This window comes from Bradyrhizobium sp. CB3481 (assembly GCF_029714305.1).
Taxonomy (GTDB): domain Bacteria; phylum Pseudomonadota; class Alphaproteobacteria; order Rhizobiales; family Xanthobacteraceae; genus Bradyrhizobium.
Genome location: NZ_CP121647.1, coordinates 7,220,457 through 7,237,352 on the forward strand (window position 1 = coordinate 7,220,457; position 16,896 = coordinate 7,237,352).

The window sequence follows — 16,896 nt, forward strand, 5'->3', positions numbered from 1 at the left end:
CGACCCAAATTACGGCAATTGCCCCGACATGATTAATGCTTCACTAACGGGACCGCGTATGCGGCGTATTTCGAGGCAAACCAACGGGTTGGCCTGCGGCATGGACGAACGAAACGGCCACTGCTGCACGCGGCGAGAGCCGAGTACCGCACCATATTCCTGGGTCTGAAGCTGACATGGAAAAGGTTGATTGCGTCGTCGTCGGAGCGGGAGTGATCGGGCTTGCGATCGCACGGCGCCTGGCCCAGGCGGGCCGCGAAGTCATCGTCATCGAGGCCGCCGAAGGCATCGGTACCGTCACCTCCTCCCGCAACAGCGAGGTGATTCACGCCGGTATCTATTACCGCGCCGGCAGCCTGATGGCGCGGATGTGCGTCAGCGGCAAGCATGCGCTCTATCGCTATTGCCGGGACCACGGCATCCCGCACCGCAATTGCGGCAAGCTGATCGTGGCGACGACGCCGAGCGAAACCGAAAAGCTGCAGTCGATCCGCTCGCATGCCGAAGCCAATGGCGTCGACGATCTGCAATTGCTGACGGGCGACGCAGCGCGGTCGCTGGAGCCGGCGCTGAACTGCGATGCCGCGCTGCTCTCGCCGTCCACCGGCATCATCGACAGCCACGCCTATATGCTGGCGCTGCGTGGCGATGCGGAAGAGGCCGGCGCGGCCTATGCCTTCCACACGCCGCTGCTGCACGCACGCGCCAGCGGCGGCCGGATCGAAATCGAAACCGGCGGCGATGCGCCGATGACGCTGGCCTGCGACCTGTTCGTTAACGCGGCGGGCCTCAGCGCGCCCGCAGTGGCGCGCAGCATCGACGGCATGCCGGTCGGCATGATCCCTTGCGCCTATCTCGCCAAGGGCAATTATTTCAGCTGCAGCGCGCGGGCGCCGTTTACACGCCTGATCTATCCGGTGCCGGAGCCTGGCGGGCTCGGCGTGCACTTGACGCTCGATATGGCCGGACAGGCGCGTTTCGGGCCCGACGTCGAATGGGTGGAGAGCATCGATTATGCGGTCGATCCGGCACGCGCCGAACGCTTCTACCCGGCGATCCGCCGCTACTGGCCGACGCTGCCGGACGGCGCACTGATGCCAAGCTATTCCGGAATTCGGCCGAAGATCGTGCCGCCAGCCGTCGCTACGCAGGACTTCCTGATCCAGGGGCCTGCCGATCACGGCGTCGCCGGACTGATCAATCTGTTCGGTATTGAATCACCGGGACTAACGTCCTCGCTCGCGATTGCCGATCATGTCGGCAACCTCGCGGGGCTTTGACCAAGCCGCAAGCACTACCTACAGGCGGATGAGCGCAACGACGCCCATCCGGCCGTGTGGGATTTGCGATACTCTGTGGGACTGGTTAGTGGAGAGTTTCTTCGGCGGTATGCTTCAACCGCTCGATCTGATCCTTGACCATCAACTTGCGGCGCTTCAACTCGACAATTTGCAGGTCATCTGTGGATAGGTGCAGGAGCGCTTCGTGCAACTCGTTCTCGAGAATCTTGTGTTTACGTTCAAGTTCAACAAGATGCGCCTGTAGTGCCATTCGAAATCTCCTCGGTGGGTGAACCTCAGATTCGATCCGGACGCGCGAGTGTACACCAGCCGACGAATCTGTCGATGGGTATCCGAAAATCGCGCTTCTCATATTTTCGGATTTATCTGTAACCAATCGTGAGTATGGAACCAGATAGCTTGCGCGGCGACCTCGCAGGCCCGATATTCACCGCGGCTCAACCAGAATCCGTTCACAACCTCATCGCGTTTTCAGCTAACATACACCATGACCGACGATGATGAGCGCGAGCTTGAAAATGAGCTCGCCCGCCTGCAGCAGGAGCATCGCGATCTCGATGCGGCGATCGACGCGTTGCATCAGTCGCCTGCGCCGGATCTGCTGCGGCTGCAGCGACTAAAAAAGCGCAAGCTGCAATTGCGCGATCGCATCGCCTTCATCGAAGATCAGATCACGCCCGACATCATCGCTTGATTGTTGCGCCGCCGCGTTCGGCCAGTTCGGTTCGTCGAAAGTGCCCGCAGCTTCTTCCCCGACATCCACATGCGCAATGACCGCGCTGGACGAAGCGCCGAAAAAACAGGCGTGCCGCAGGCATATGCGGACTTGACTTCCTGAGAACAAAAAGAGAACATTACGCCCTGCCGCCAGCCTCGGGAGTAACGCCAATGTCCGCCACGCCGCCCCTCTCCGACAACAGCCGCTATGAACAGGCCTGCGATCAGGCCATCGCGATGTGCGACGGCAATCTGCGCTCGACCATCAAGGCGCTGATCATGGCGAACGAGTATCTGGAAATCGAGCTGGAGGAATTGCAGGCGGCAATCGCCGCCGGCTGCGTGCCGGCGCGAGGCTCTGAGGCGAAGAGCAACGCCGCCTGAGCGATCAGAACAGGAGCAATCTGGAGCAAGACAATGGCCGATGTCACCTATTACGTCGCAATGCCATTTCTGCAGGACGATAGCGGCTCACTCGTCGCGGGCGCCGCGGAAGAATGCCAGAGCCCGACGACGGCGCTACGGCGCGCCGAGATGATGTCGCGAATGGCCGGCAGCATCGGTGCCATCGCCTTCAGCCGCAGCGGCGATCCCATGCTCGGCGAATTCAGCGATGCGAAGCTGCTGCGCAAGTTCGGCAGTGTGCCTGAGGATCTCAGCGAGCTGTAACGGATCGCGTTTGCTGATGTCGGTGGTTGCTTGAACTGCAATCACCATCGTCACGCTGCATTTCTGTGCGCGCTTTTACGCGATCGGATGCGGCGCGATTTCAGCTCTCGTGCCGCCGCAGCGCCTTGCGCACATACATGGCGCTGTCGGCCGCTTCCAACGCACGACCGGCTTCGGAATGGGTATCGAGAACGGCGACGCCCGCGGAGGCGCCCGCATTGATGGTGCGGCCATCGAACACGAAGCTGAGCTTGTCGATCGCTTCCTCCAGGGTGGCGGCCTTGGCCCTGGCGTCGGTCTCGCTGAGGTTCCACAGCAGCAGCGCAAACTCGTCGCCGCCGAGACGGCCGACCACGTCGGAGGCGCGCACATGCGCCGTCAGCTCCGCCACGATGGCCTTGAGCACCTGGTCGCCGGCGGCATGGCCGAAGGCGTCGTTGATCGGCTTGAGGCGATCGACATCGAGCACGACCAGGGCACCGAAGGCGCGGTAACGCTTCATATAGGCGATGGCGCGATTGAGCTCGCGCTCGAAGCCGCGCCGGTTCGCAATGCCGAGCAGGTAGTCGGTATCGGCGGAAGCCTGAAGTTCCTCGATCTGCGCGTGGGTCCGGGCCAATTCGGCCTTAAGCCGGCGAATCGTCGCCTTGGTGCCGTTGGATGCCGCTGGCGGCCGGGGTCCCTGTCCGGACGCCCGCCGGGGTGCGCTTTTTCGCCCGGAAGCCGCGCTCTTGGGGCGTTTTCCGGCCCTTCCGGCGGTCGCCCTGGTCTTTTTCTTCATGGCCTTCCCTGTGCAGGCTCGCTTATCAAGGCTTGCCGGGATTCACCTAGACAGGATAGTCCATTCCTGATCCCTTGCCACGCCTTGGATGAGCCCCGGGCCGACCCTATAATCGGCCTATGTTTCTGGATTCCCGCGCAGAATTGACGAGATGACCGTACCGATCGCCATCATTATGGGCAGCCAGTCCGACTGGGAGACCATGCGCCACGCCGCCGAGACGCTGGCCGCGCTCGGCATCGACTGCGAAAAGCGCATCGTCTCGGCCCACCGGACCCCCGACCGGCTGTTTAGCTTCGCCAAGGGCGCCAAGGCGGCGGGATTCAAGGTCATCATCGCCGGCGCCGGCGGGGCGGCACATCTGCCCGGCATGGCGGCGGCGCTGACGGAACTGCCGGTATTCGGCGTTCCTGTCGAGTCCAAGGCGCTGTCGGGGGTCGATTCGCTCTATTCGATCGTGCAGATGCCGGCCGGCGTTCCCGTCGGCACGCTGGCGATCGGCAAGGCCGGTGCCATCAACGCCGCCCTCCTCGCCGCCAGCGTGCTCGCGCTGAACGACACAGCGCTTGCCGTCCGGCTTGCCGCCTGGCGCAAGCAGCAGACGGACGCGGTTAAGGAGCGCCCGGAGGGCACAGCGTGACGGCTGAAGGCAAGGTGAAGCTGAAGCCGGGCGACACCATCGGAATTCTCGGCGGCGGACAATTGGGCCGGATGCTGGCAATGGCAGCGGCGCGCCTTGGCCTCAAATGCCAGGTGTTCTCGCCGGACCCGGATTCGCCTGCCTTCGACGTGGTGCTGAACGCCACCTGCGCCGAATATGCCGACGTCGAGGCGCTGGAGCTGTTCGCCAACGATGTCGACGTCATCACCTATGAATTCGAGAACGTGCCCTCCGCCACCGCCATGGTGCTGGCCGCACGCCGCCCGGTATTGCCCGCGCAGAAGATCCTCGAGACCACGCAGGACCGGCTGATCGAAAAGGATTTCGTCAAGCGGCTCGGCATCGGCACCGCCGATTACGCCGACGTATCGTCGGTCGAGACCCTGCAGGGCGCCATCGCCCGCATCGGCCTTCCTGCCGTGATCAAGACCCGCCGCTTTGGCTATGACGGCAAGGGTCAGGCCATTATCCGCGAGGGCGACGACCTCAACCAGGTCTGGGAAGATCTTGGTACCAAATCCGCGATCCTCGAAGCCTTCGTGCCGTTCGAACGCGAGATTTCCGTGATCGCCGCGCGCTCAGTCGATGGTCAGGTCGAATGCTACGACGTCACCGAGAACGAGCATCGCGATCACATCCTGAAATTCTCGCGCGTGCCCGCCGCGATCTCGGAAAAGCTGGCCGCCGATGCGCGCACCGTCGCGGAGAAGATCGCCAACGCCCTGGACTATGTCGGCGTGCTTGCGGTCGAATTATTCGTGGTTGGAGGAAACGGCGGGCCGCACGTGCTGGTCAACGAGATTGCGCCGAGGGTGCATAATTCCGGGCACTGGACACTCGACGGCGCCTCGATCTCGCAGTTCGAGCAGCACATTCGCGCCATCGCCGGCTGGCCGCTCGGCAAGCCGGTTCGGCACGGCAAGGTCACCATGACCAACCTGATCGGCGACGATATCCTGAACTATGAGCAATGGCTGTCCGTTCCCGGCGCCACCGTTCACCTCTACGGCAAGGGCGCGCCGCGGCCCGGCCGCAAGATGGGCCACGTCACCGAGGTGGCCCCGGCGAGCAGCAAATAACGCTGGCTACGCTTGCGCCGCGATCAGGCTGTCTTCAGGCCTTCCACGACGCCGGCGGGCTCCTCGCTGAGCCAGCGATAAACGACGCCGCCGAGCACGCCGCCAATCAGCGGTGCAACCCAGAACAGCCAGAGCTGCATCATCGCCCAGCCGCCGACGAATAGCGCAGGCCCGGTGCTGCGCGCCGGGTTCACCGACGTGTTGGTGACGGGGATGCTGACGAGATGAATCATCACCAGCGCCAGCCCGATCGCCAGCGGCGCAAAGCCCGCCGGCGCCTTGCCATGCGTGGCCCCCATGATGATGAACAGGAACATCATCGTCATCACCACCTCGGTGATGAAGCAGGCCACCATGCCGTACTGGCCGGGCGAATGCGCGTCATAGCCGTTGGCGGCAAAGCCCTTGCCGAGATCGAAGCCCGGCGCGCCGATCGCGATCGCGTAGAGCAGCGTTGCAGCAACGATGGCGCCGATCACCTGCGCGATCACGTAAGGCAGGATCTGCTGCGCCGGAAACCGTCCGCCCGCCGCAAGGCCCACTGTCACTGCCGGATTGAGATGGCAGCCGGAGATGTGGCCGATGGCATAGGCCATGGTCACGACGCTCAGACCGAACGCCAGCGACACCCCGACCAGGCCGATCCCGACCTGGGGAAAGCCGGCCGCGATAACCGCGCTGCCGCATCCCGCAAAAGTGAGCCAAAACGTACCGATCGCTTCGGCGGCATATTTTTTGGTACTCATACGCACCTCCCGCATGTTTTGCGTGGCTTGAGGCTAGCCGGGTGCCGTGAGAGGCTCGTTATTTTGCGGGAATCGGGGGCGTTCCGCCAAATTCTGCCGATTTCCGGGGCTTTTCCGGGCGCAAAACCGCCTTCTCAGGTGGACATCGGCGGTTTTGTCTGCTACATGCCCGCGCTCAGGGTTAAGAGCCAGGCCTTTCGCCGGCCCTTCGCTTCACCAGAATTCCTATCCGATCAATTGAAGAGGATGCCGCGTGCAGGTTCTCGTTCGCGATAACAATGTCGATCAAGCCCTCAAGGCGCTGAAGAAGAAGATGCAGCGCGAGGGTATCTTCCGCGAGATGAAGCTCCGCGGTCATTACGAAAAGCCGTCCGAGAAGAAGGCCCGTGAAAAGGCCGAAGCCGTGCGCCGCGCGCGCAAGCTGGCCCGCAAGAAGCTGCAGCGCGAAGGCCTGCTGCCGATGAAGCCGAAGCCGGTGTTCGGCGCCGGTCCCGGTGGCGACCGTGGTGGTGCTGGCCGTGGCGGCCCGGGCGCAGGTCCGCGCGGACCGCGCTGAGCGCTCTGCACTAGATATGAAACTGAAGCGCGGACCTCGGGTCCGCGTTTTTGTTTTTGCGGGCCTGCGCTTCGGTGGAGCACTTCATACGCTGCTCCTTCAATTCCTGCGTCGCTTGTAGCTGCCGCGGCGACCGCCCACTATGCGAAAGCGGTCGAACAAGTAGTCTTGCGGTTATTTTGATCGATGCATTTTGCATTCCGGCAGGCTACCAATTGATGCAGTGAACGCGAGAGTAACCCGCTGCATGGCCGTTACGGATTGCAATGCCTTTCCTTCCGCCTCGCGCTTTCCGGCCGTGGCGCTGCTCGCAACCGTTCTTGCACTTCCCCTCTGCGGCTGTTCATTCGATCTAGGATCCTGGGGACCCGACAAGGACAAGCCGCAGGCCGCCGAGCAGCAGCCGACCGGCACGATCAGCGGACAAAACGTCAGCGACGCCCAGGGCTACACAGCGCGCGGCCAGGCGCTCGCCAAATCCGGCAAGGCCGAACAAGCGCTCGCGGAATTCGACCGCGCGCTTGCGCTCGATCCCTATAACGTGCCGGCGCTGTACGGCCGCGGCCTGATCTACCAGGCCGAAAAGCAGCATGAGCAGGCGATCACGGATTTCACCGCGGCCAACGGCCTTAACCCGCAGCGTGTCGAGCCGCTGCTCGCGCGCGCGACCAGCTACCTCGCCATCGACAAGACCAAGGAAGCCGCTTCCGATCTCGACGAGGCGGTGCAGGCCGATCCGAGCAGCGCGCCAGCCTGGTCGGCGCGTGGCGTCACCTATGAACGGCTTGGCGACAAGGCCAGAGCGTTCGCATCCTACGGCCGGGCGCTGGCGCTGCGGCCCAGGGATGAAGCCGCGCGAAGCGGCCTCGCGCGCACCGGCGGCTAGCTTCGTCGGATTTGATATTTGGCTGCCGTCCGGCGTGACGCGCCTTTCGCGCGCACAAGGCAAAATCCTCCGAATCAAGTCCGGAAGCTTCCTTCACACAAGGAACCAAGAATACGCGAAAGTTACTTCGGGATCACGGAGTGGAAGATCGACTTAGCGGTCGACAGCGCGTCCTCGGCTGCGGCGGTGGCGCGATCACGCACGGAGGGCTCGCCCATTTCGGCGCGCAGATCGAGCGGGCGCGAAACCGGAATATCAGCGGGCGGGACCGGGCGGTTCGGATCATTGGCCTCGGCATAAGGCGGCCGCGCTTGCGACGGCGCGTGGCCGAAGGGTTCGCCGACCGGCGAGCCCGAAACCATAATCGGCGGCGGGAGCGGACGAAGCATGGGTGAGGCAGCAGGCTCCTTCGCGGCCGCCGGCGCATGCGCGACCTTCGGCGCTTCGGGGGCACGAGTCGGTTCGACGCCGCGCGGGCCGGTCTCACCGTTAGCGCGCAGGCGCTCAATCGCGGCGCGCGCCAAGTCGTTGGCGTCGCGACGTTCCGCCGGCGCGGCCAGGGTCTCGACCGAGGCAGCCGGTGCGGGCGACGCCGTCGGGGCTGCCGTCACGACCGGAGAATTGGTTGCCGGCGATTCCACGGCCTGGATCGGCGACGGCAGCACGACACGGATCTTCTCCTTCTCGCGCAGTGTTGCGGCATGTCGGCGCTCGGCGTCGGCCGGGCTTTCAGCCGATTTCAGATCGGCCTTGTTGGCGTCGGACCTGGTTTCAGCAGACTTGGCCTCAGCAGACTTGGCCTCAGCAGACTTAGCTTCAGCAGACCTGGCTTCAGCAGACTTGGCTTCAGCCTTCTCGTCAGCCTTCTGAGCTTTCTCGGCGGCCGTCTTATCCATGACGGCCTTCTCGGAGATTCCCCGCGCCTTGACGCCGGCCGTCGGGAGATTGCTGGCAGTGGCCTCGTCAGACTTGCCGTTGCCGTCGGCTTTTGATTCAGCGGGCTTGGCGTCTGCTTTGGGGTTGGCGGCTGATACCGCTGGGGCGGCGGGAGCGTCTGCCGGCTTGGCCACAATGTAGTGGTTCACGATGTACGCCCCAATGACGGTGGCCGCCACCGAAGGGAAGATGTCCACCGCGAATTTCTTGAGGTAATTCAGCATTAAGAGCCACTCCCCGCGGTCCTTGAAATGCAGGAACTTAAGGGCAAATTGAGGGATCAACTGCGACGGATCGATGGCAAATCAGCAGTTCCTGTGCAGACGTCGCGGGTCCGAGGCTGCCGCCTGTCTCTGTAACGAACACCTCCGCCCGGGAACCGGCGGTCAGGGCTTCAACTCGACCTCCAGGAACACGATCTCGCTCGCGGTTTCATTGAGCACGTCGTGCTGGACGCCGGCCTTGCGGAAATAGGATTTGCCGGCCACGAGCTGCGCCTTGCTGCGTTCGCCGTTCGGGGCGACGATGGTCATCTCGCCCGCCGTCACCGGCACGATCACGTAATCCATCTCGTGTGTATGGTGGCCGGTGGCGCTGCCCGGCGCCAGCCGCCATTCGGTAACACGGACCTCGGGGGTGTCGACCTGAACGTCGGACTTGGCGGCAAGCATGTCTGATCTACTCCAGCGGATTTACGGCACGAATACCATGAACAGGTAGACGGCGAACACCAGCGTGTGCACGAACCCGAACAGGATGTTGGTGCGCCCGGTGCCGAAGGTGAGCATGCTGATGACAAAGGTCAGCAGCAAGAGCACCATCTCCGGCGCGTTCAGTCCGAGCACCAGCGGCTTGTCGAGCGTGTAGGCAACCGCCGCGACCGCCGGCACCGTCAGCCCGATGGTGGCCAGCGAGGAGCCGAGCGCGAGATTTATACTCTTCTGCAGGTCGTTCCGGCGGGCCGCGCCGACGGCCGCAATGCTCTCCGGCATCAGGATCAACAGCGCCACCACCACGCCTGCGAAGGCCGGCGGCGCGCCGATCATCGCCGTCACGGCATCGACGGTTGCGGAAAACTTCTTCGCCAGCAGAACCACCGCGAGCAGCGATATCAGCAGCAGCACGATGCTGAGCACAAGCATCCGGCTGGACAGCCTGGATTCGGCAGAGGTCATTCCGCCGGCTTGATTGATGAAATAATCGCGATGCCGAATGGTCTGGGTGTAGAGAAACACCGCATAGAGAACGAGGGTGACGACGCTGACGAAGCCGAGCTGGGCCGCCGAATAGATCGGACCGGGCGCGGTCAGCGTATAGTTCGGCATCACCAGCGTGATGGTGGCCAGCACGAACAGGACGCTGAGATAGAGGTTTGCGCCCGAAACCTGAAAATCCTGCTCGCGATAGCGCAGTCCGCCGATCAAGATGCAGAGGCCGACGAGACCGTTGCACACGATCATCACCACCGCGAAGACAGTGTCGCGCGCCAGCGCCGGCTGCGGCTTGTCGCCGAGCATGATGGTGGCGATCAGCGCCACCTCGATGATGGTGACCGCGAGCGTCAGCAGCAGCGTGCCGTAGGGCTCACCGATCCGCTCGGCGATCACCTCCGCGTGGTGCACGGCCGCGAACACGGTGCCGAACAGGATCGCCAGCAGCACCACCGCGAAAAGCACGCCGCCGACCGACGGTGCGAAGTTGAGGCCGAGGCCGGTTCCCACGCCAAAGAGCAGCATTCCCAGCGTGGGAAATATCCAGGCCGATCGCGGCATCGGTCCATGTGCGCTCATGCGGTCAGGTTCCCATTGGTCCGCGGGCCGAAATAGCCCCCGGCAGCTATCACCTCTTCGCAAGGTTGATGAAATTGCGGGCGATTTCAATCGCACCGAAATTGTCCAGATCGTTATGGCCGCCCCGCGCCAGGCGGACGAACCGCTTCGGCTCGTTCGCTCGCGCAAACAGTCGTTCACCGAAGGTAACGGGTATGGTGGGATCGAGCGCGCCATGCATCACGAGCAGCGGAACCCTGATCCGGCCGATTTGCCGGTCGGAGTAGAAGTGATCGCGCATCAAGAGCCGCACCGGTGCGAACCAGAACGCTGATGCGGCAACGTCGACAATGGACGTATACGGCGCTTCGAGGATCAGCTTTCCGACCGGCTGCGCGGCTGCCAGCGCGACGGCGACACCGCTGCCAAGCGAGAATCCCCAGGTGACGATCCTGTCCGTCTTGTATCGCGTCGCCGTGAAGGCGTAGGCGGCTGCGCCATCCTGTAGCAATCCCTGCTCGCTGGGATGCCCGCTCGAGCCGGCATAGCCGCGATAGGAGAGCGCAACGATCCCGATCCCGTCGGCGATCAGCGGACGAAAGCGGCCGAAGAAGCCGGCGAGATAATCGCCATTGCCGTGAAAATAGAGGACGACCGGACGTCCAGGCTTGGCCGGAGCATGCCAGACGATGACCTTTTCACCATCCGCCGTGGCCAGGAAATGTTCTTCAACCTCCGGAAAGCCCGCCGCGTCCGGCGGCGTGCGCACGCTCGTCGGTGCCGGAAACAAGAAGGCGCGCTGCCCGAAAAACAGCGCGAGCAGGCCCAGGACATAACCGGCTGAGGCGGTGATCAGCAGCCATTTCAGCGCGGTCATGAAGTTCCTGCGAGCGCGTTACATCCCCTTGACGATGTTCTCGGTCACCTTCTTGGCATCACCAAGGAGCATCATGGTGTTGTCGCGATAGAACAGTGGATTGTCGATGCCGGCATAGCCTGACGCCAGCGAGCGCTTGATGAACATCACGGTGCCGGCCTTCCAGACCTGCAGCACCGGCATGCCGTAGATCGGCGAGGTCTTGTCTTCCTCGGCGGCCGGATTGGTGACGTCGTTCGCGCCGATCACGAAGGCGATATCGGCCTGCGCGAATTCGGAGTTGATGTCCTCGAGCTCGAACACCTCGTCATAGGGCACGTTGGCTTCCGCCAGCAGCACGTTCATATGGCCGGGCATGCGCCCCGCGACCGGGTGGATGGCGTATTTCACCTCGACGCCTTCCTTCTTCAGAAGATCGGCCATTTCGCGCAGCGCGTGCTGGGCCTGCGCGACCGCCATGCCGTAGCCGGGCACGATGATGACCTTGGAGGCGTTCTTCATGATGAAGGCGGCATCATCGGCCGAGCCAAGCTTGGCCGGCTTCTGCTCGCCGCTGCCGCCGCCCGCGGCCGCGGTCTCACCGCCGAAGCCGCCGAGGATGACCGAGATGAACGAGCGGTTCATCGCGTGGCACATGATGTAGGACAGGATCGCGCCGGAGGAGCCGACCAGCGCGCCGGTGATGATCAGCGCGGAGTTGCCTAGCGTGAAGCCGATGCCGGCGGCGGCCCAGCCGGAATAGGAGTTCAGCATGGAGATCACGACCGGCATGTCGGCGCCGCCGATCGGGATGATCATGAGCACGCCGAGCACCAGTGCAATGATGGTGATCAGCCAGAAATCGAGCGCGCTGCCGGAGCGGACGAGGCCGAAGATGAAGAAGACCAGCGCAAGCGCCAGCGCGATGTTGATGACGTGGCGGAACGGCAGGATGATCGGCGCACCGCTCATCCGCGCGGAAAGCTTCAGGAACGCGATCACCGAGCCGGTAAAGGTCAGCGCGCCGATGGCGACACCGAGCGACATCTCGACCAGGCTGGAAGCGTGAATGGCGCCGGGCTTGCCGATGTCGAAGGCCTCGGGCGCGTAGAAGGCGCCGGCAGCGACCAGCACCGCGGCCATGCCGACCAGCGAGTGGAAGGCCGCGACCAATTCCGGCATCGAGGTCATCGGCACCCGCCGCGCGATGACGGCGCCGACGCCGCCGCCGATGGCGATGCCGAGGATGACCAGCACCCAGGCAACGCCGTCCGCCGGCGGATGGCTGGCGAGCGTGGTGGCGACCGCAATCGCCATGCCGATCATGCCGAACAGATTGCCCTGACGGGACGATGCCGGGCTCGATAGCCCGCGCAGCGACAGGATGAACAGCACACCTGCCACGAGGTACAGAATTGCAGCCAGATTGGCGTTCATCTCAGGTCCCCTTTGTCTTCGTCACCCCGAGGTGCACGCCGCTCACTTGGCCTTCTTCTTGTACATCGCCAGCATGCGCTGGGTGACAAGGAAGCCGCCGAAAATGTTCACGCAGGCGAAGATCAGCGCGATGAAGCCGAATCCGCGCGCCCAGCCCGAGCCGCTCGAGATCATGCCGACGCCGACCGCGAGCAGCGCACCGACCACGATCACCGAGGAGATCGCGTTGGTCACCGACATCAGCGGCGTGTGCAGCGCCGGGGTCACCGACCAGACCACGAAATAGCCGACGAAGACGGCGAGGACGAAAATCGACAGCCGGAACACGAAGGGATCGACGGCTTGAGCGATGTGCTCCATGGCTTCTCTCCTTAGGCTTTCGGCTGGAAGTTCGGATGGACGACGGCGCCGTCCTTGGTCAAAGCGGTCGCCTTCACGAGTTCATCGTCCCAGTTGACGGCCAAGGCCTTGTTCGCCTTGTCGACGAGGGTCTCGATAAACGAGAACAGGTTGCGGGCATAAAGACTGGAGGCCGATTGCGCCACGCGGCCAGCGACGTTGGTGTAGCCGACGATCTTGATGCCATCGATATCGACGACTTCGCCCGCCTTCGCGCCCTCGACATTGCCGCCGCGCTCAACAGCGAGATCGACCAGCACCGAGCCGGGCTTCATCGACTTCACCATCTCGGCGCTGACGAGTTTCGGCGCCGGACGGCCCGGGATCAGCGCGGTGGTGATGACGATGTCCTGCTTCTTGACGTGCTCGGCGGTCAGCGCGGCCTGCTTGGCCTGATACTCTTTCGACATTTCCTTCGCGTAGCCGCCGGCGGTCTGCGCGTTCTTGAACTCCTCGTCCTCGACCGCGAGAAACTTTGCGCCGAGCGATTCGACTTGCTCTTTGGTGGCGGGGCGCACGTCGGTAGCGGTGACGACCGCGCCCAAGCGGCGGGCGGTCGCGATCGCCTGCAGGCCGGCGACGCCGACGCCCATCACGAACACCTTCGCCGCCGGAACGGTGCCGGCTGCGGTCATCATCATCGGGAACGCGCGGCCGAACGCTTCGGCGGCCTCGATCACCGCGCGATAGCCTGCGAGGTTGGCCTGGGAGGACAAAACGTCCATCACCTGCGCGCGGGTAATGCGCGGCATCAGTTCCATCGCGAAGGCGGAGACGCCGGCATCGGCCATCGTCTTCAGCGCCGCTTCGTTGCCGTAGGGGTCCATGATCGCGATGACAAGCGCGCCGCGCTTGTAGTTGGCGAGCTCCGAGGCCTCCGGCCGTTTCACCTTGATGACGATGTCGGCATCCTTCAACGCGTCGGCGCTGACGGTGGCGCCGACCGCGGTGAATTCGGAATCCGGCAGGCCCGACTTGATCCCCGCGCCCGGCTCGATCGCCACTTCGGCGCCGAGCGCCTTGAATTTCTTGACGGTGTCCGGGGAAGCGGCAACGCGCGGTTCGGACGGATCGATTTCCCTGGCAATCGCAATCTTCATGAAGCCTCCCCCGGCGCGGCGGGCGCGCGCGCAAGCAAACTAGCGTCTTTTTCGCTTAGTTGGATACCGGTTTCGTCACCGGCATGCGTGCAATTTTCCGGCCGCCGCGGGTCGCGGCGGCGCAGGGCAGCGATGCGTCAGGTCAGGAAATAGCCCATCAGGGCGACGATGAGCACGACGGCGACGGTGCCGTATTTGACGAGCATGATGAACCCTTCATAGGTCTGCTCGTGGGCCGGATAATCGTTGCCGTCCGCGGTCGTGTAGGCCACTTCGCTATGGTCTGCCATCGGTATCCCCAGTGAAAATCTCTCGTTTCTCGCGTGCAATTACCGCAAAGCGTTTGGCAGGGCAACGGCCCCTTGCCTATCGGGTCATTCGGAAGGCCAATTATCCCGGATCCAGCGGGTCAGGCCGGTGACCGGCCCCCGACGCCGAATCACCGCTCTATCCGACAACGAAGTCGAAACGACCGGCCAGCCACCCCACGTTCTTGCCCGTCCGGATCAACAAATCCTTGCGGAACAGGCCGTCGGAGCGGTTTTTTGACTCGCCGGGAAAATAGAGCTGGGTGGTCAACACGGGACCACCGCGCGGCTGCACCTTCACATGGATATGGCGCGTACGGCCGGGATAAATGCCGGGCACGATGCTGCGCAGCCGGTAACGGCCTTCCGCATCCGAGAACTGGTGGCCGCGCAGGCGGAAACCGGAATTGTCGTAGCGGCCCTTATCGTCCGCCTGCCAGAAATCCAGCAAGGCGCCGGCGAGCGGTTTGCAGGCGCGCGTGAACACGAAGCCAACCAGTTCGATCGGCTGCCCTGCCATGCCCTCTTCGAACAGTTCGGTTCGCTCAGGCGACGATGGCTTGAAGTATGGCCCTTCGGTTTGTGCCACCGTGGCGTCATCGCCGTCGTGGCACTGGGGCGTAAGGGCCAGCGGCGTCTCGGCAAAGGCGGCGTCGATCGAGAGCAGCGAGCCGGCGGCAAAGACGCCCGCGCCAAGCACCGTGCGCCGCGTCGGGGTGTCGATCATGGGGCCCTCCCCTTCTGTCACCACCAACATGAAGGGCGACGGCGGCGGAAATTGTGTCCGCGGCCATCACAAATCCGTTTGCGCCCGCCCGCGCCGAGCAGATCAGCTCATCGCTTCCAGCTCGTCGATCATGCCTGATATCACCGACAGGCCGCCGTCCCAGAATTTTGGATCCTTGGCGTCGAGCCCGAACGGCCTCAGCAGTTCGGAATAATGCTTGGTGCCGCCGGCCGCGAGCATCTCGAGATAGCGCTCGGCGAAACCCTCGGCGGCATTTTCGTAGACTGCATAGAGCGAATTCACCAGGCAGTCGCCGAACGCGTAGGCGTAGACGTAGAACGGCGAATGGATGAAGTGCGGAATGTACATCCAGAAATTCTCGTAGCCTGGACGGATGTCGATCGCGGGCCCAAGGCTCTCGTTCTGTACGCTGAGCCAGATCTGGCCGATCCGCTCGGCGGTCAATTCGCCATCCTTGCGCTCGGTGTGCACGGCGCGCTCGAACGAATAGAAAGCGATCTGCCGCACCACCGTGTTGATCATGTCCTCGACCTTGCCGGCGAGCAGCGCCTGGCGCTGCCTGGCGTTCTTGGTCTGCGACAACAGCCGCTTGAAGGTCAGCATCTCGCCGAACACGCTCGCGGTCTCCGCCAGCGTCAGCGGCGTCGGCGCCATCAGCGCGCCCTGCTTCGCCGCCAGCACCTGGTGCACGCCGTGGCCGAGCTCATGGGCGAGCGTCATCACGTCGCGTGGCTTGCCCTGGTAGTTCATCAGCACATAGGGATGCGCCGACGGCGTGGTCGGGTGCGAGAACGCGCCCGGCGCCTTGCCGGGCCGCACCGGCGCATCGATCCATCGCTCCGTGAAGAAGCGCTCCGCGATTTCAGCCATCTCGGCGGAAAAGCCGCGATAGGCCGTCAGCACCATTTTCTGCGCCTCGGGCCAGGCGACCGTGCCGGTCGTGGCAAACGGCAGCGGCGCATTGCGGTCCCAATGCGCGAGTTTTTTCTTTTTGAACCAGCCAGCCTTCAGCGCGTAATAGCGATGCGACAGCCGTGGATAGGCCGCGCGAACCGAACCGACCAGCGCATCGACCACCTCACGCTCGACGCGGTTGTTGAGATGCCGTGAATCCGCGACATCCAGGAAGCCGCGCCAGCGGTCGGAAATTTCCTTGTCCTTGGCGAGCGTGTTGGTGATGAGCGCAAAGGTCCGCTCATTGTCCTTGAAGGTTTTCGCCAGCGCCTGCGCGGCCGCCTTGCGCTTTTCCGGCGCACGATCCTGCAGGAGATTGAGGACCGGCTCGATCGCGAGCACCTTGGCCCCGACCTTAAAGCGCAGGCCGGAGATGGTCTGGTCGAACAGCCGGTTCCAGGCGGCGTAACCGCTCTGCGACTTCTCGTGAAACAGCTGCTCGACGCGATCCTCGAGCTGATACGGCTTGTCCTTGCGCAGGTCCTCGATCCAGGGACGGTAATGGGCGAGCTCCGGCGTCTGCATCGCCCGCTCGATCACGTCATCATCGATGCGATTCAGCTCAAGCGCAAAGAACAGAAGATGCAGCGAGGCCGCCGTCAGCCGCTCGGAGACGTCGCCGTAGAATTTGGAGATCGCTGCATCGACGCTATCGCCGGCGTGAACCAGGCCGGCATAGGAACCGAGCCGGCCGGCGAGATCGTCGATCGCCTCGTAGCGCCTGACCGCCTGGGCCAGCCAGACACCGCCGTCATCGCGGGCAACGCCCTCCGCCAGCTTGCCCTTGTAGTCGGTCTCGAACGCGACGCAGTCGGCATCCATCTTCTGCAGGTCGCGCGCAATCTCGGGCGCGTCGATACCGGAGTACAGATCGGCGAGATTCCATTCCGGCAGTTTGCCGGTTTTGGATTTGGCCGCCGTCGCCTTGCTGTTCGTGGCGGGCTTGCGGGACGTCTTGCCGGCTCGGGAAGTCGCAGATTTTGCGCTCATGAC

The 16,896-nt window shown here is 63.7% G+C and carries 21 protein-coding genes; 8 read left to right on the forward strand and 13 right to left on the reverse strand.

From position 1 onward, the window contains the following. Positions 1–176 precede the first annotated feature (176 nt). The gene (locus QA643_RS34900) at positions 177–1,280 is read left to right on the forward strand and encodes an NAD(P)/FAD-dependent oxidoreductase (RefSeq protein ID WP_283030179.1); all 1,104 of its coding nucleotides are present in this window, start codon (positions 177–179) and stop codon (positions 1,278–1,280) included. A gap of 85 nt (positions 1,281–1,365) precedes the next feature. Here QA643_RS34900 and QA643_RS34905 read toward each other — a convergent pair whose 3' ends face one another. Further along, complete coding sequence (locus QA643_RS34905; protein WP_283030180.1) at positions 1,366–1,551, reverse strand: DUF465 domain-containing protein; 186 nt, start codon at positions 1,549–1,551, stop codon at positions 1,366–1,368. 237 nt (positions 1,552–1,788) lie between these two features. Between QA643_RS34905 and QA643_RS34910 the strand changes: the two genes are divergently transcribed. The 3 genes from QA643_RS34910 (at position 1,789) to QA643_RS34920 (ending at position 2,687) form a co-directional block, all read left to right on the forward strand. Continuing rightward, the gene (locus QA643_RS34910) at positions 1,789–1,995 is read left to right on the forward strand and encodes a DUF465 domain-containing protein (protein ID WP_057851906.1); all 207 of its coding nucleotides are present in this window, start codon (positions 1,789–1,791) and stop codon (positions 1,993–1,995) included. 194 nt (positions 1,996–2,189) lie between these two features. Next, entirely contained in the window at positions 2,190–2,402 is a 213-nt protein-coding gene (locus QA643_RS34915) for a hypothetical protein (protein WP_283030181.1), read from the forward strand. Positions 2,403–2,435: 33 nt separating this feature from the next. Further along, positions 2,436–2,687: a hypothetical protein gene (locus QA643_RS34920; protein WP_283030182.1), complete on the forward strand. Its 252-nt coding sequence runs from the start codon at positions 2,436–2,438 to the stop codon at positions 2,685–2,687. Between the two features lie 100 nt (positions 2,688–2,787). Here the strand turns inward: QA643_RS34920 and QA643_RS34925 are convergent, their stop codons facing one another. Further along, positions 2,788–3,306, reverse strand: a complete 519-nt coding sequence (locus QA643_RS34925; protein ID WP_349253248.1) for a GGDEF domain-containing protein — start codon at positions 3,304–3,306, stop codon at positions 2,788–2,790. Positions 3,307–3,619: 313 nt separating this feature from the next. Here QA643_RS34925 and purE point away from each other — a divergent pair, with 313 nt between their 5' ends. Then, entirely contained in the window at positions 3,620–4,108 is a 489-nt protein-coding gene (purE, locus tag QA643_RS34930; protein ID WP_283030184.1) for a 5-(carboxyamino)imidazole ribonucleotide mutase, read from the forward strand. Next, complete coding sequence (locus QA643_RS34935; RefSeq protein WP_283030185.1) at positions 4,105–5,208, forward strand: 5-(carboxyamino)imidazole ribonucleotide synthase; 1,104 nt, start codon at positions 4,105–4,107, stop codon at positions 5,206–5,208. The genes purE and QA643_RS34935 overlap by 4 nt, the downstream gene beginning before the upstream one ends. Before the next feature lie 23 nt (positions 5,209–5,231). Here QA643_RS34935 and aqpZ read toward each other — a convergent pair whose 3' ends face one another. Then, on the reverse strand, positions 5,232–5,954 hold the full coding sequence (gene aqpZ, locus QA643_RS34940; protein WP_283030186.1) for an aquaporin Z: 723 nt from the start codon (positions 5,952–5,954) through the stop codon (positions 5,232–5,234). Positions 5,955–6,207: 253 nt separating this feature from the next. On the opposite strand from aqpZ, the gene rpsU reads away from it, so the two are divergent. Beyond that, positions 6,208–6,510, forward strand: a complete 303-nt coding sequence (gene rpsU / locus QA643_RS34945) for a 30S ribosomal protein S21 (protein WP_283030187.1) — start codon at positions 6,208–6,210, stop codon at positions 6,508–6,510. Between the two features lie 247 nt (positions 6,511–6,757). Then, positions 6,758–7,396: a tetratricopeptide repeat protein gene (locus tag QA643_RS34950; protein WP_283030188.1), complete on the forward strand. Its 639-nt coding sequence runs from the start codon at positions 6,758–6,760 to the stop codon at positions 7,394–7,396. Between the two features lie 122 nt (positions 7,397–7,518). Here the strand turns inward: QA643_RS34950 and QA643_RS34955 are convergent, their stop codons facing one another. The 10 genes from QA643_RS34955 to QA643_RS35000 all read right to left on the reverse strand — a co-directional run bounded on the left by QA643_RS34955 (position 7,519) and on the right by QA643_RS35000 (position 16,893). Next, the gene (locus QA643_RS34955; protein WP_283030189.1) at positions 7,519–8,556 is read right to left on the reverse strand and encodes a hypothetical protein; all 1,038 of its coding nucleotides are present in this window, start codon (positions 8,554–8,556) and stop codon (positions 7,519–7,521) included. Between the two features lie 162 nt (positions 8,557–8,718). Next, the gene (locus QA643_RS34960) at positions 8,719–9,003 is read right to left on the reverse strand and encodes a cupin domain-containing protein (RefSeq protein WP_283030190.1); all 285 of its coding nucleotides are present in this window, start codon (positions 9,001–9,003) and stop codon (positions 8,719–8,721) included. Positions 9,004–9,024: 21 nt separating this feature from the next. Beyond that, positions 9,025–10,122, reverse strand: coding sequence for an ionic transporter y4hA (locus tag QA643_RS34965; protein WP_283030191.1), 1,098 nt, complete (start codon positions 10,120–10,122; stop codon positions 9,025–9,027). Between the two features lie 49 nt (positions 10,123–10,171). Further along, the gene (locus QA643_RS34970; RefSeq protein WP_283030192.1) at positions 10,172–10,978 is read right to left on the reverse strand and encodes an alpha/beta hydrolase; all 807 of its coding nucleotides are present in this window, start codon (positions 10,976–10,978) and stop codon (positions 10,172–10,174) included. Positions 10,979–10,996: 18 nt separating this feature from the next. Continuing rightward, positions 10,997–12,394, reverse strand: coding sequence for an NAD(P)(+) transhydrogenase (Re/Si-specific) subunit beta (locus tag QA643_RS34975; protein ID WP_283030193.1), 1,398 nt, complete (start codon positions 12,392–12,394; stop codon positions 10,997–10,999). Between the two features lie 42 nt (positions 12,395–12,436). Further along, entirely contained in the window at positions 12,437–12,754 is a 318-nt protein-coding gene (locus tag QA643_RS34980; protein WP_027579715.1) for a proton-translocating transhydrogenase family protein, read from the reverse strand. An 11-nt stretch (positions 12,755–12,765) separates the two neighbouring features. Next, positions 12,766–13,893 carry a Re/Si-specific NAD(P)(+) transhydrogenase subunit alpha gene (locus QA643_RS34985; protein ID WP_283030194.1) on the reverse strand — a complete coding sequence of 376 codons (1,128 nt, stop codon included), beginning with the start codon at positions 13,891–13,893 and terminating at the stop codon, positions 12,766–12,768. A gap of 137 nt (positions 13,894–14,030) precedes the next feature. Then, complete coding sequence (locus QA643_RS34990; RefSeq protein ID WP_283030195.1) at positions 14,031–14,183, reverse strand: aa3-type cytochrome c oxidase subunit IV; 153 nt, start codon at positions 14,181–14,183, stop codon at positions 14,031–14,033. Positions 14,184–14,340: 157 nt separating this feature from the next. Beyond that, on the reverse strand, positions 14,341–14,928 hold the full coding sequence (locus QA643_RS34995) for an intradiol ring-cleavage dioxygenase (RefSeq protein WP_283030196.1): 588 nt from the start codon (positions 14,926–14,928) through the stop codon (positions 14,341–14,343). Positions 14,929–15,030: 102 nt separating this feature from the next. Then, positions 15,031–16,893, reverse strand: a complete 1,863-nt coding sequence (locus QA643_RS35000) for a M3 family oligoendopeptidase (protein WP_283030197.1) — start codon at positions 16,891–16,893, stop codon at positions 15,031–15,033. Positions 16,894–16,896: the final 3 nt, after the last annotated feature.

Excerpts from the sequence above, each read along its gene's own strand:
- QA643_RS34975 (WP_283030193.1), bottom strand. The coding sequence starts at position 12,394 with ATGAACGCCAATCTGGCTGCAATTCTGTACCTCGTGGCAGGTGTGCTG.
- QA643_RS34965 (WP_283030191.1), bottom strand. The coding sequence starts at position 10,122 with ATGAGCGCACATGGACCGATGCCGCGATCGGCCTGGATATTTCCCACG.
- QA643_RS34915 (WP_283030181.1), top strand. The coding sequence starts at position 2,190 with ATGTCCGCCACGCCGCCCCTCTCCGACAACAGCCGCTATGAACAGGCC.
- QA643_RS34960 (WP_283030190.1), bottom strand. The coding sequence starts at position 9,003 with ATGCTTGCCGCCAAGTCCGACGTTCAGGTCGACACCCCCGAGGTCCGT.
- QA643_RS34980 (WP_027579715.1), bottom strand. The coding sequence starts at position 12,754 with ATGGAGCACATCGCTCAAGCCGTCGATCCCTTCGTGTTCCGGCTGTCG.
- aqpZ (WP_283030186.1), bottom strand. The coding sequence starts at position 5,954 with ATGAGTACCAAAAAATATGCCGCCGAAGCGATCGGTACGTTTTGGCTC.
- QA643_RS35000 (WP_283030197.1), bottom strand. The coding sequence starts at position 16,893 with ATGAGCGCAAAATCTGCGACTTCCCGAGCCGGCAAGACGTCCCGCAAG.
- QA643_RS34955 (WP_283030189.1), bottom strand. The coding sequence starts at position 8,556 with ATGCTGAATTACCTCAAGAAATTCGCGGTGGACATCTTCCCTTCGGTG.
- QA643_RS34905 (WP_283030180.1), bottom strand. The coding sequence starts at position 1,551 with ATGGCACTACAGGCGCATCTTGTTGAACTTGAACGTAAACACAAGATT.
- purE (WP_283030184.1), top strand. The coding sequence starts at position 3,620 with ATGACCGTACCGATCGCCATCATTATGGGCAGCCAGTCCGACTGGGAG.
- QA643_RS34995 (WP_283030196.1), bottom strand. The coding sequence starts at position 14,928 with ATGATCGACACCCCGACGCGGCGCACGGTGCTTGGCGCGGGCGTCTTT.
- QA643_RS34900 (WP_283030179.1), top strand. The coding sequence starts at position 177 with ATGGAAAAGGTTGATTGCGTCGTCGTCGGAGCGGGAGTGATCGGGCTT.
- QA643_RS34910 (WP_057851906.1), top strand. The coding sequence starts at position 1,789 with ATGACCGACGATGATGAGCGCGAGCTTGAAAATGAGCTCGCCCGCCTG.
- QA643_RS34985 (WP_283030194.1), bottom strand. The coding sequence starts at position 13,893 with ATGAAGATTGCGATTGCCAGGGAAATCGATCCGTCCGAACCGCGCGTT.
- QA643_RS34970 (WP_283030192.1), bottom strand. The coding sequence starts at position 10,978 with ATGACCGCGCTGAAATGGCTGCTGATCACCGCCTCAGCCGGTTATGTC.
- QA643_RS34920 (WP_283030182.1), top strand. The coding sequence starts at position 2,436 with ATGGCCGATGTCACCTATTACGTCGCAATGCCATTTCTGCAGGACGAT.
- QA643_RS34950 (WP_283030188.1), top strand. The coding sequence starts at position 6,758 with ATGGCCGTTACGGATTGCAATGCCTTTCCTTCCGCCTCGCGCTTTCCG.
- QA643_RS34990 (WP_283030195.1), bottom strand. The coding sequence starts at position 14,183 with ATGGCAGACCATAGCGAAGTGGCCTACACGACCGCGGACGGCAACGAT.